Source organism: Streptomyces sp. NPDC091209 (assembly GCF_044757755.1).
Classification (GTDB): Bacteria; Actinomycetota; Actinomycetes; order Streptomycetales; family Streptomycetaceae; genus Streptomyces.
Genome location: NZ_JBIVVR010000017.1, coordinates 48,770 through 60,839, shown reverse-complemented (window position 1 = coordinate 60,839; position 12,070 = coordinate 48,770). Strand labels below are relative to the sequence as shown.

Annotated in this window: 11 protein-coding genes and 1 pseudogene; 4 read left to right on the top strand and 8 right to left on the bottom strand. The window is 72.5% G+C overall.

What is annotated here, in order from left to right; genetic code table 11:
• Nucleotides 1–99 precede the first annotated feature (99 nt).
• From ACIQRL_RS35710 to ACIQRL_RS35700, 3 genes are all read left to right on the top strand, one after another.
• Complete coding sequence (locus ACIQRL_RS35710) at nt 100–681, top strand: TetR/AcrR family transcriptional regulator (RefSeq protein WP_401339454.1); 582 nt, start codon at nt 100–102, stop codon at nt 679–681.
• A gap of 119 nt (nt 682–800) precedes the next feature.
• The gene (locus ACIQRL_RS35705) at nt 801–2,201 is read left to right on the top strand and encodes an MFS transporter (protein ID WP_401339647.1); all 1,401 of its coding nucleotides are present in this window, start codon (nt 801–803) and stop codon (nt 2,199–2,201) included.
• Between the two features lie 31 nt (nt 2,202–2,232).
• Nucleotides 2,233–3,459, top strand: coding sequence for a serine hydrolase domain-containing protein (locus ACIQRL_RS35700; protein WP_401339452.1), 1,227 nt, complete (start codon nt 2,233–2,235; stop codon nt 3,457–3,459).
• 11 nt (nt 3,460–3,470) lie between these two features.
• On the opposite strand, the gene ACIQRL_RS35695 is transcribed toward ACIQRL_RS35700, so the two are convergent.
• The 3 genes from ACIQRL_RS35695 to ribA form a co-directional block, all read right to left on the bottom strand.
• Complete coding sequence (locus tag ACIQRL_RS35695) at nt 3,471–4,706, bottom strand: MFS transporter (RefSeq protein WP_401339450.1); 1,236 nt, start codon at nt 4,704–4,706, stop codon at nt 3,471–3,473.
• Between the two features lie 68 nt (nt 4,707–4,774).
• Nucleotides 4,775–5,515, bottom strand: a complete 741-nt coding sequence (locus tag ACIQRL_RS35690; protein WP_401339447.1) for a hypothetical protein — start codon at nt 5,513–5,515, stop codon at nt 4,775–4,777.
• Nucleotides 5,516–5,685: 170 nt separating this feature from the next.
• The gene (ribA, locus tag ACIQRL_RS35685) at nt 5,686–6,393 is read right to left on the bottom strand and encodes a GTP cyclohydrolase II (protein ID WP_401339445.1); all 708 of its coding nucleotides are present in this window, start codon (nt 6,391–6,393) and stop codon (nt 5,686–5,688) included.
• A 39-nt stretch (nt 6,394–6,432) separates the two neighbouring features.
• Between ribA and ACIQRL_RS35680 the strand changes: the two genes are divergently transcribed.
• Entirely contained in the window at nt 6,433–7,194 is a 762-nt protein-coding gene (locus tag ACIQRL_RS35680) for a creatininase family protein (RefSeq protein ID WP_401339645.1), read from the top strand.
• 137 nt (nt 7,195–7,331) lie between these two features.
• Here the strand turns inward: ACIQRL_RS35680 and ACIQRL_RS35675 are convergent.
• From ACIQRL_RS35675 to ACIQRL_RS35655, 5 genes and pseudogenes are all read right to left on the bottom strand, one after another.
• Nucleotides 7,332–8,060, bottom strand: a pseudogene (locus ACIQRL_RS35675) (lysylphosphatidylglycerol synthase transmembrane domain-containing protein); the annotation flags it as partial.
• 293 nt (nt 8,061–8,353) lie between these two features.
• A complete protein-coding gene (locus ACIQRL_RS35670) occupies nt 8,354–9,289 on the bottom strand; it encodes a class I SAM-dependent methyltransferase (protein ID WP_401339442.1) in 936 nt (311 codons plus the stop codon).
• Complete coding sequence (locus ACIQRL_RS35665) at nt 9,286–10,509, bottom strand: glycosyltransferase family 4 protein (protein ID WP_401339440.1); 1,224 nt, start codon at nt 10,507–10,509, stop codon at nt 9,286–9,288. The genes ACIQRL_RS35670 and ACIQRL_RS35665 overlap by 4 nt, the downstream gene beginning before the upstream one ends.
• On the bottom strand, nt 10,506–10,904 hold the full coding sequence (locus ACIQRL_RS35660) for a 6-carboxytetrahydropterin synthase (protein ID WP_365872562.1): 399 nt from the start codon (nt 10,902–10,904) through the stop codon (nt 10,506–10,508). Before ACIQRL_RS35660 ends, ACIQRL_RS35665 begins: the two co-directional genes overlap by 4 nt.
• Before the next feature lie 137 nt (nt 10,905–11,041).
• On the bottom strand, nt 11,042–12,022 hold the full coding sequence (locus ACIQRL_RS35655; RefSeq protein ID WP_401339438.1) for a zinc-binding alcohol dehydrogenase: 981 nt from the start codon (nt 12,020–12,022) through the stop codon (nt 11,042–11,044).
• Nucleotides 12,023–12,070: the final 48 nt, after the last annotated feature.

The window sequence follows — 12,070 nt, the reverse complement described above, 5'->3', positions numbered from 1 at the left end:
CGGATCCGGCACGTCATCCCGCGCCGAAGGTCTCTTTGGCTCCGGCCACCATCCCGTTTACGAGTAGACAGTGTCTACTCGGCCTGGTAGACAGTGTCTATGAGTGAGCTGGAGGCCACCGACCTGAGAACACGCCTGATCGACGTCGGAGTCGATCTCGTGACGACGGAGGGCGCGCAGGCGCTGACACTGCGGGAGATCGCCCGCCGGGCCGGCGTCTCGCACGGTGCCCCGCGCCGCTACTTCCCGACCCATCTGGAGCTGCTGTCCGCCATCGCCCGCCGCGGCTTCACCGACCTCCAGGACCGGGCGGCACGGGCCGTCGGCGACGGCGGGACCGGCCCCCGTGCCCAGCTCACCGCCCTGGCGAAGGTCTACCTGGACTTCGCGCTGACCCAGCGCGGAATGTACGAGCTGATGTTCCGTCACGACCTGTTGGAGAGCAACCGGTTGGGACTCCGGGAGACCAGCCTGCCGATGTTCGGGGTGCTGGTGGACCTCGTCGGCCTGGTGCGCCCGGAGGCAGACGCCCGGATCCTCGCCGGTGCCCTGTGGGCGAACCTGCACGGCATCGCCCAACTGTGGTGCTGGGGAAGCCTGAAGCTCACGACGGGCGCCGACGACTACGAACCGCTGCTGCACGCGACGCTCGACGCGCACCTCGGACCGGAGGAACGGTGAACACACCCGACTCGGGCGGCACGGCCCGACGTCCCACCACCGCTGCCACTGGTGCCAGTGGTACCACTGGTGCCACTGGTGCCACGCAGTGTGCCGCTCCCGCGGTCGCGCACCGCCGGATCACCCTCGCGAGCAGCGTCGTCGGGGCCGTGATCGTCGCCCTCGACGGCACGGTCCTCACCGTCGCGCAGCCCACGATGCAACGCGACCTGGGCGCCTCGTTCGCGCGGGTCCAGTGGACCAGCACCGGATATCTCATCGCGGTGGCGGGCCTGTTGGTGTTCTCGGGACGCCTCGGGGACCGCTACGGGCACCAACGGGTCTTCGCCCTCGGCATCCTGGGCTTCGGAGCGGCGTCGGCGGGGATCGGCCTCGCGCCCGGGATCGGCTGTGTGATCGCGCTGCGGGTCGCCCAGGGCGTCTTCGGCGCGCTCCTGCAGCCGGCCACGCTCGGCATGCTGCGCGCCGCGTACCCGCCCGACCGGCTCGGAATGCCCATCGCGCTGCGGACGAGCGCCATCGGTCTCGCCGCTGTCGCCGGTCCGCTGGTCGGCGGCGTGCTGGTCGGCCACTTCGGATGGCGGTCCGTCTTCTTCCTCAATGTGCCGCCCGCGCTGGTGATGGGCGCGGCGGCGCTCACCGTCCGGGCGCCGGCCGACCCGGAGACCGCGGCCGTCCGCCCCGCGGCGGCCGACGGTCTCGACGTGCCGGGCGCCTGTCTGCTCACCGTGGCCCTGGCCGCCCTCGTGCACACGCTGGTCGCCGCACCCGACACCGGCCGGCCGGCGACGATGGCCGGACTGGCCGTGGTGGCCGCCTCGGGCGCCGCGTTCGTCCACCGGGAACGCCGTACCGCGAGCCCCCTGGTGCCGTCCGAGGTCCTCGGCTCGGCGACCATCGGCGCGGCGCTCGGCATCCTGGTGGCCGCGTCCGCCGCCATGCTCGGCACGCTGTTCGTCGCCAGCTACTTCCTCCAGCGGACCCTGGGCCTCGACCCGCTGGAGACCGGCCTACGGGCCCTGCCGGGCGGCGTGATGATGGTGCTCGGCGCTCCCGTCGCCGCCGTCCTTCTGCGCAGACTCGGCCCGCGGCGGACGACCGTGGCCGGAACGCTCGTCCTCACGCTCGGTGTCCTGCTCCTGGCCCGGCTCGACGAGACGTCGACGGCCCTGCCCGTCGCGGCGGGCTTCCTGCTGCTGGGGGCCGGTTTCGCCACGGTGATGGTGACCGCGACGGCGGTCGTCGTACGGCAGGTGTCGGCCACGTCGGCCGGTGTGGCGGGCGGGTTGCAGCAGACGGCGATGAACATCGGACCCACGTTGGGGATCACGGTGGCGGCCACGCTGATGGCGGTGACGCCCGGCGCCGGTGTCGGTCCCCCGCTGGCCACGCTCGCGGCCATCTCCGCGACGGGAATACTGCTCGCCCTGCGACTTCCGGGGCACAAGGGCACCATGAGCACCGTGAGCACCGTCCAGGGGAGCCCGGACGACGTGTCGCCGGCCCGTGCGGGACGATAGAAGGTCACGAGCCGCAGCCCGGAGGAGAACCATGGGACACCTGCGACAGGAGGTCGAGCCGGAATCGGTCGGCCTCGACGCCGAGGCGCTGGACCGACTCGACCGGCACTTCGCCCGGTTGGTCGACGACGGCCGGCTGCCCGGCTACCTGGTCGCCGTCGCCCGGCACGGACAGGTCGCCCACCTCACCACGTACGGCCGGCGCGACCGTGCGGCCGGACTCCCGGTGGAGAGCGACACGTTGTGGCGGATCTACTCCATGACCAAGCCGGTCACCTCGGTCGCCGCGCTGATGCTCCTCGAAGAGGGCCGCCTCGGACTCGACGACCGGGTGGCCGACTTCCTGCCGGCCTTCGCCGAGCCGCGGGTGTACGTCGGCGGAACGGGACCCGGCACGAGGACGAGACCGGCCGAACAGCCCCTACTGATGCGCCACTTGCTGACCCACACCGCGGGCCTGACCTTCGGCTTCTACCACGCGCATCCCGTCGACGAGCTCTACCGGGACGCAGGTCTGGAGTCCTCGGTGGCACCGGGCGCCGACCTGGCCGAGACCTGCGAGGTGTACGCCCGGCTGCCGCTCCAGTTCGAGCCGGGCACGCGGTGGAACTACTCGGTCGCCACCAATGTGCTCGGCCGCGTCATCGAGGTGGTGTCCGGACAGGACCTCGACGCCTTCCTCCACCAGCGCGTCCTCGGCCCGCTCGGGATGACGGACGCCGGTTTCCAGGTCACCGACGAACAGGCGGGCCGACTGGCCGAGTTGTACGGAGAGGACGGCGATGGAGAGCTCACGCCGATCGCCGGGCTCCCGCTGCGTGGCCGGCCCCGCTTCCTGTCCGGCAGCGGAGGGATGGTCGCCACGGCCCACGACTACCACCGCTTCATGGAGATGCTCCGGCGGCGCGGCGAACTCGACGGAACACGTCTGCTCCGCCCCGGGACCGTGGACCTGATGGCGTCCAACCACCTTCCCGGCGGCGCCGACCGCCGCTCCTTCGGCAGCCCCGTCCACCAGGAACCCGGCAACGCGGGCCTCGGTTTCGGCCTGGGCGTCTCCGTCGTGGTGGACGCGTCGCTCACCCGGGCCCCTTCCAGCGAGGGCGCGTTCGGCTGGAGCGGAGTGGCCACCACGACCTTCTGGGTCGACCCCCGGCGCGACCTGACCGTGCAGTTCCTGAGCCAACTCCGGCCGACGGCCTCCCACTCGGTCTTCCCCGAGCTCAAACGGCTGGTGCACGAGGCGGTGCGGGCCTGACCGCCGCCTGTTCAACCGGGTTTCCGGTCCGTCCGGTTGATGCGGTACACGTCTCGTACGAACAGGTTGAGCACGGTGGCGGCCACGATCACGCCCGCGCACACCAGGAGCACCTCACGGTCGGACCAGGCGCCGGCGGCCAGGGCGGCGAGCAGGTAGCCGAGCGGAACCGCGCAGCGCTCCCCGACACTGTTGAAAGAAGTGGCCCGTCCCAATTCGTTCTCAGGAATGTGCAGTTGGAGGATGGTGGTCCACGCGACGATCGCGACGTCCAGACCGATACCCGCGAGAAGCGCGGCCAACAGGACGGCAGGCAGGGGCAGTCCGAGCCCCAGCGCCGTCAGCGGCAGAAAGAGCAGGGAGGCGGAGGTCACGGCGACGACGAGCAGCCGGTACGGCTTCCACCACAGGCACACCAGCGCCCCCGCCAGCAGCCCGAGCGCGAACGCCCCCTGCACCAGGCCCCAGGAGCTCGCGCCGGAGTACAGGCGGGCGGCGAGGACCGGTCCGAGCATCTGGAATCCGGCCAGCCAGGCGGCGACCACGACCATCCCGGCCACCGTGTACGTCCACAGCCAGGTGCGGGAACGGAATCCGGTCCAGCCGGCCCGCAGATCGCTCAGGGCGCTGTCCGCGGTGACGGGGGCGTCCAGGCGCAGCCCGTGCAGCAGGAGGGCCGCGATCAGGAAGGTGAGGGCGTCCCAGGCCAGCGCCCACCCCGGTCCGCAGAGCGCGACGACAAGACCGCCCACCACGGGCCCGAGCACCCGTACGGCGTTGCTCGGCAGCCTGACCAGGGCGTTGGCCCGCTGCAGATGCTCCGGCGCCACCAACTGGTTCACCACGCCCTGAGCGGCCGGCCCGGCGAGCGCCACGGCGACGCCCGAGAGGAAGCCGCAGGCGGCGACGGAGCCGGTCGAGGCCGTTCCGCTCAGCACGATCACGGCGAGCGCCCCTTGCGCCGCCGCCGCGATCAGGTTGCCCACCAACAGGATCCGGCTGCGGGACATGCGGTCCGCGAGCACCCCGCCCACCAGCAGGAAGGCGATCGTCGGAACCGTGTTCACGGCCAGCACCACACCGAGGGATCCGGCTCCGCCGCCCTCGCCGATCACCGCGTAGGCGAGCGCGAGCGGCGCCATCGCCGATCCCGTCGCCGAGATCAGATTGGCCAGCACGAACCGCCGGAAGGCGGCGCTGCGCCAGGGTGCCGTCCGGGTCGCGGGCACCTGCACCGCCGTCTTCATGGTCCTCCCTCGCCACCTGGAGTGGGATCCGTCCGAGCCCGTCGAGCGGCTCCAAGTGCGCGGCGATCCTAGAGGGCTGAGGTCGAGGCGCGAGGATTCCGGGGCGCTCCGGCCGGCCGAGTGGCCGGAAATTTCCGTGCCCCCTGGCCGCATGCGGTCAGGGGAACGAAGGTCACGACCGGTGTTCCGCCGCCTCGGCCGCGCGGATGACGGCCCAGGCCGCGGCGGCGTCCCGGATGCCCGGCCACGGCCTCCTCCGCCGAGCCGACGGCCTCGACGGTGACACCGAGTTCTGCCGCGAGGCTCCGCGCGGCCCGGGCGCATCGGCCGGGGTGCGGACTCCGCAGCCGCACGGACCGCAGCCCGCGCACCCGGGCGAGGGCCCGCACGTGGGCAAGAGCCCGCACGTGGGCAAGAGCCCGCACGTGGGCAAGAGCCCGCACGTGGGCAAGAGCCCGCACGTGGGCGACGGGCCGCTCGTGCGCAAAGGCCCGCACGTAGGCAAGGCCCGCACGTGGGCGACGGCACGCGCCCCGGGCGACGGCCCGCGTGTCGGAGCCGAGCAGGCCCAGTTCCGCGCTGTCGGCGCCGGTCGGCGCGTCGAAGCCCAGCGCGCCGGCCGCGGCGGTGCGCAGGGTCGTCACCGCGGTGCCGTCCATGACGGCCACGAGCCACCCGGTGACCGGGTCGAGCACGTTGATCACCGCGCCGACGGACAGCGCCCGGCCGCCGCGGTGCCGCGACGGACGCTGCCGGTCTCGGCGACCGCCCCGGTTGTCCGCGGACAGGCGTGCCCGGTGCGCGAACACGACACTGTCGTCGGAGCGGCCGGCAGGCAGGCATGATCTCGCCGGGCATGTCCGCGGTGCCGTCACCGAACGCGGTGACGGCACCCCGCTGCGAGACGATCACCGTGTCGATGTCCAGCGGCCGCGTCACCTGCTCGCGCGCGCGGAACAGCCGGCCAGGTCGTCTTCCGTCACTCCTCGGTGATGACCGTCTTCTCCGATTCGCAGAAGATCGCTTTGGCCCATTCCTCGCTGTCCAGGTGGGGCAGGTAGTGGTCGAGGCGCTCCCGCTTGGTCAGCAGGTAGGTGAGGTTGTCCTCGCACGGCGGTATCAGGAGCGGCACCTGCTCGGCGACCTTGATGCCGTGGCGCAGCAGCGACTCGCGCTTGCGCGGGTTGTTGGACAGCAGCCGGACGGACCGTACGCCGAGGTCGTGCAGCATCTCCGCCGCCACCCGGTAGTCGCGGGCGTCCACCGGCAGTCCGAGCGCGAGGTTCGCCTCGACGGTGTCGAGCCCCTCCGCCTGGAGCTTCATCGCCTTCAGCTTGGCCAGCAGGCCGATGCCCCGGCCCTCGTGGCCCCGGAGGTAGACGAGGACGCCGCGGCCCTCGGCCACGATGGCGCGCAGCGAGGCGGTGAGCTGGGGGCCGCACTCGCAGTGCTGCGACCCGAAGGAGTCGCCGGTCAGGCATTCGGAATGCAGCCGGGTGAGGACGTCCCCTTCCCGGAGGGTGTCCAAGTCGCCGTACACGAGGACGACTTGTTCCTCGCCGCGATCGTGGTCGAGGTAGCCGACGGCGTGGAAATCGCCGTACACGGTGGGCAGCGGGGCAATCACGACTCGTTCGACACCTGTGAGGTGGGCATTCCCGCCGAGTACGCCAAAGTTATCTGTCATGATCTGGTTCCTAAGCAGAGTCGAAAGGGCCGTGAAAACATGAGTAGTTCGGGAACGCGAGCGACGTTGTCCGGTGTGCTGTCACTGGACACCACGGAGGATGTCCGCGAGCGGGGGGCCGGTGTTGCCCGCCAGGTCGCCGTCCTTCCCGTCGGCAGCCTCGAACAGCACGGCGCTTACCTGCCCTTGACGACCGACACACTCGTGGCGTGCGCCATCGCGCGGGAGATCGCGGACACCTATCCGGTGCATCTTCTTCCTCCGGTGACGATCTCCTGCTCGCACGAGCACGCCGCCTGGCCGGGCACCGTCAGCATTTCCTCCGTCACCCTGTACGCCGTGGTCCGGGACATCGCCGCCTCGTTGCGGCGATCGGGTGTCGACACCCTGGTGGTGGTCAACGGGCACGGAGGGAATTACGTACTGGGCAACGTGGTCCAGGAATCCGCGGGCACCGGTACGCGCATGGCGCTTTTCCCGGCCATGGAGGACTGGGAAGGCGCGTGTGAACGGGCCGGTGTGCAGACGTCGTTGCTCACTGATATGCACGCGGGAGAAATCGAGACATCCATTCTCCTGCATGCCCATCCGGAATACGTCAAAGACGGTTATGAGACCTCCGATTTCGTCGCCGACGACCGTCGGCATCTGCTCACCCTCGGCATGTCCGCCTATACCGAGTCCGGGGTCATCGGCCGTCCCTCGATGGCCGGCGCCGAGAAGGGGAAGGAACTCCTCGCCGGGCTTGCCGAGGCCTTCGGAGCGTATTTCTCCTTGGTGACGTCCGAGACGCTGCACTGACCGGGCCCTCCCGCGTTCTCCTCGCCGGTGCGCCGGAGCGCGGCACCCCAGCGGACGATCAGGACCACGGCCCCGGGCAGGCTCGCCGCGAAGCTGAGCACTCCGTAGATCACCGCGACGGTGAGGCCCATCCCGGCGCCGAGCCCGGCGGCGCCGAACGCCCAGGCCGTGGCGCCCTCGCGGGGACCCCAGCCTCCGACGTTCAGCGGCAGCCCCATGGCGAGCAGCGCGAGCAGCGCCAGCGGCATCAACCGGACGACGGACGCGGTGGATCCGGCGGCCCGCGCGGCGAGGACGAACATCGCCAGGTGACCGGCGAGCACCATCACCGACGCCAGCGTCACGCCCGGCCAGCTGCGCCGGGCCAGCAGGGCGCCCCTCGCCTCGACGAGCGCGCCACGGAGGGCGGCGCCGTAGCGGCCGGAGCCGGAGGGGGCCCGGCGCTTGCGGACGACGGCGAAGGCCACCGCGCAGCACACCGAGACGATCGCGAGGATCAGCGCGACCTCGCGGGACTGCGCGAGGGCGGGTGACGGCTGGGTGAGCAGCACCGCCGCGCCGACGGCCACCAACACGGCTTGTCCCGCGGTGCGTTCGAGCACCACGGCGCGCACCCCGCGGCCGATGTCACCGGTGCTCTGCCCGTGTCGCACGGCCCGGTGCACATCGCCGAGGACTCCGCCGGGCAGCGCGGCGTTCAGGAACAGCGCGCGGTAGTAGTCCGCGACGGCCGCGCCCAGCGGAAGCCGGATGCGCAGCTCGCGCGCGACCAGGCACCACCGCCAGGCGCTGAACACCGTGGTGAGCAGCCCGATCCCGATCGCCGCCGTCAGCGTGGTCCCGTCGATCCGCCGCAGCCCGTCCACGAACACCCCGGTACCCAGCCGCCAGAGCAGCACACCGAGGATGAGGACGCCGGCGACGGTGCCGACGTGCTTGCGGACACGGCGGAGGGCGAGCCGGGCCCGGGAACCCCTGGAGGTCTCCGCGGCGGGGTTCGCGGAGTCCCCGGCCGGGGACTCCGGCCCGGCGCCCGCGGGGCCCGGTGCCTGAGAGGCAGGTGCACCGGACTCCGCGGGGCTGTTCGGGTGCGGGCCGTCGAGGGGCGGGGTCGCGGCCGTCGGCGCGGTGTCCGCGACCACCGTCTCCAGGCCCGCGCTCACACCGCACCTCCGGACGGGTGGGGCAGGGCCAGCACATCGCTGTGGTGGACGACCACCCGCAGCTCGCCCGCGGCACACGCCGCCAGGCGGGACGCGAGATACGACTCCGCCTGGGCCGCCAGCTCGGGGCGCTCTTCCACCGCCGCGCCGACCCAGCCGCGCAGCCACTCCGCGGTGAGGTCGGCCTCGTCGGGGCCGAGCCGCCAGGGGCTCGGGTGCACCCGCACGGTCGCGCCGTAGCGGGCGAACGCCTCGCAGGTGGCCGTGACGGCGTCCGGGCCGAGCAGTTCACCGCGCCGCTGGTGGGTGTTGAAGGCCTCGGCGATCTCGGTGTCCAGCGGGTCGGCGGGGCTGAGTTCGACCCGGCCGGCGACGGACAGGGTCAGCAGGGCCGGCACACCGGCGCCGGCGCAGGCCGCCGCGAGCCGGTCGATCTCCTCGGTGGTGAGCACGTCGAGCAGCGCCGACGCGGTCACCAGGGCGGCGCCGGCCAGGGCGTCCGCGGTCAGCCTGCCGATGTCACCGCGCTGGGTGGTGACGGCGACATGGCTGCCGTCGGCCGCCGCCTTGGGCGCCCCGACGGTGGCGAAGTGCAGCAGGTACGGGTCCCGGTCGTGCAGGATCCAGTGCTGGGCGCCGTCGAGCCGGGGCGCCAGCCAGCGGCCCATGGAACCGGTGCCGCACCCGAGGTCGTGGATGACCAGGTCGCCGCCGCGCACCGGGCGGTTGGCCAGCCGGATGCGCAGCGGGTCGAGCAGGTCGACCGCCCGCGCTGCGGCGTCGGCGGGCTCGCGCAACTGGAGCCACTGGGGCGCGTAGCGCACCTCGTCGGCGTCCGGGTCCCCGACTCGCTGACCGGGCACGCCCGACCTCACCTTCTCCTCCGGGATGCCGGAGTCCGGCCCGCTCGCGGGAGTCGTCGCGGTACTCATGCCGCCCTCCGGGGTTCCTGGGGCAGTCGGCCGAGCACGCCGGCCAGGCTGCGGGCCGTGGTCGCCCAGCCGTCGAGCGCGGCGCGCCGTCCGCGGGCGGCGGCCTTCAGACGGCGGCGCACGTCGGCTTCGCCGAACCAGCCGCGCAGTTCGGTGGCGAGCGCCGCCGGGTCCTCCGGGGGGACGAGGATGCCGGGCACCCCGCCGTCGGGGGCGCGTCCGACCGCCTCGGGCAGACCGCCGACGTCCGTGGCGAGCACGGGGATGCCGCGGGCCAGGGCCTCGGTGACGGCCATGCCGTAGGTCTCCGCGTACGAGGTGAGGACCATGAGGTCGGCGGCCGCGTAGCTGGCGTCCAGTTCGGCGCCGGCCTGCGGTCCGGCCAGGTGCAGCCGGTCGCCGAGGCCGTACTTCGCGATCAGGGAGCGCAGGTGGTCGACGTAGGCCGGGTCCTGGCCGAGTCCGCCGACGCAGACGCAGCTCCAGGGCAGGTCGGTGACGTTCGCGAGGGCTTCGACGAGCCGGTGCTGGCCCTTGCGCGGGGTCACCGCGGCGACGCACAGCAGCCGGGAGACACCGTCGGTGCCGGAGGCGAGCGGTGCGATGTCGGCGCCGGGCGCGGCGGCGTGGACCCGGTCGGGGGCCAGGCCGTGGTGGGCGACGAGCCGGCGGACGGCCCATTCGCTGGTGGCCACGACGGCCGACACGGCCCGCAGGGTCGTCCGTTCCAGGGCGTCCAGCTCGGCGGCCACGGCGGGCTCGAGTCCGGTCTCGTCGCCGAGCGGCAGGTGGACGAGGACGACGAGACGCAGCCGGTCGGCCTCGGGGGCGACGATCTCGGGGACTCCGCAGGCGACGATCCCGTCGAGGAGGACGACGGTGCCGTCGGGCAGGTCGGCCAGCGTCCGGGCGAGTTCCGTCCGGGCGGCCACGCCGGGGCGGGGCCACTCACCGGGGACGACGTGCCGGTGGACCTGCCAGCCGAAGCCGGGCAGATCCAGGCAGAGCCGGCGGTCGTAGGCGTTGCCGCCGCTCGGCGCGGCCGGGTCGTCGACACCGCCCGGCATCACGAAGTGCACGGAGCGCAGGGACATGGGAATGATCTCGGCGTTCTTGAGAGCCGCGTTCTGCACGGGCACGTAGTTCAGGGCACCCGGTCCGGCGGCCGTGGCGGCACGGCCGGACGTCGGGGACGCCTTGTCCAGGGTCACGTCGGTCACAGCGCACGCTCGTAACTCGCCCAGGCGATGTGCGACTCGTGCAGGGTGACGGTGATGCCGGTGAGGCCACGGGCGCCTTCGCCGAGGCCTCCGGCGTGCACCCGGTCGGCGAGCCGGTCGGCGATGACCTTGGCCAGGAACTCGGTCGAGGTGTTGGTGTCCTTGAAGTCCGGCTCGCTGTCGAGATTGCGATAGTTCAACTCGCTCACGACGGCGCCGAGCTCCTGCGTGGCCAGTCCGATGTCGACGACGATGTTGTCGTCGTCCAGCTCGGGGCGGCGGAAGGTGGCGTCCACCAGGAACGTCGCCCCGTGCAGGCGCTGCGCGGGTCCGAAGACCTCGCCACGGAAGCTGTGGGCGATCATCAGGTGATCGCGGACGGTGATGCTGAACAACGGACGACCCTCCAGGTGCGGTGCGTCTGATCCCCTGCCGGGATCACGTCGTGTAGTACGGCTGTCCGGTTCACCTTGTTCAGCCGCCTGTCGCCCTTTCTTCGGAGTCCGTAGAGGTCAGGCCGGTTCTCGTCGGCTCAAACGTCTTCGTAGGCGACGCGGTGGCACAGGGCGGGTATCGAGCCGGAGGCCAGTTTCCCCATCACGCCGGGGAGTACACCGAAGGAGCACTCGCCGGTGATCAGGGCGTCGAAGGCGGGTTCGGCGAGGAGTTCGAGGGCGAGGGCCAGCCGGTCGGCGTACGTCCGGCCCGCCCGCCCGGAGGGGGAGACGGAACCCACCTGGCTGCTGCGCAGCGTCAGCCGGCGGGAGTGGAAGGCCTCCCCGAGCGGCAGGGCGACCCGGCGGTCTCCGTACCAGCTCAGCTCGATGACGGTCCCCTCGCGGGCGAGCAGGTCCAGGGAGCGGACGAGTCCGGCCTCGGTGGCGCTGGCGTGCACGACGAGGTCGAGTTCGCCCTCCGCGTCCTCGGGGAGCGCGAAGTCGATGCCGAGCGCGCGGGCGACATCGCCGCGCGCCGGGTCGGCGTCGACGAGCTGGACCCGTACTCCGGGGAAGCGGGCGAGCAGCGCGGCGACCGAGCAGCCGACCATGCCGCCGCCGACCACGGCGATCCGGTCGCCGATCAGCGGGGCCGCGTCCCACAGGGCGTTCACGGCGGTCTCGACGGTGCCGGCGAGGATGGCGCGGGAGGCGGGCACGGACTCGGGTACGACCGTCACGGCGCTCGCCGGGACGACGTAGCGCGTCTGGTGCGGATAGAGGCAGAAGACCGTGCGCCCGAGGAGATGCCCGGGCCCTTCCTCCACCCGGCCGACGTTCAGATAGCCGTATTTCACGGGCGCGGGGAAATCCCCGTCCTGGAACGGCGCGCGCATCGAGGCGTGCTGGTTCTCCGGGACTCCCCCACGGAACACGAGCGTCTCGGTACCTCTGCTGACTCCTGAGTACAGCGTACGGACCAGCACCTCGCCCTCCGCGGGTACGGAGAGGGTGACATCCCGGATCTCACCGTGGCCCGGCGACGCGAGCCAGAAGGCGCGAGCTGTGAGTTCCATGAGGGTCCCCCTGAACGATTCAGCAGATCTTCACGTACGGAGCAGTGA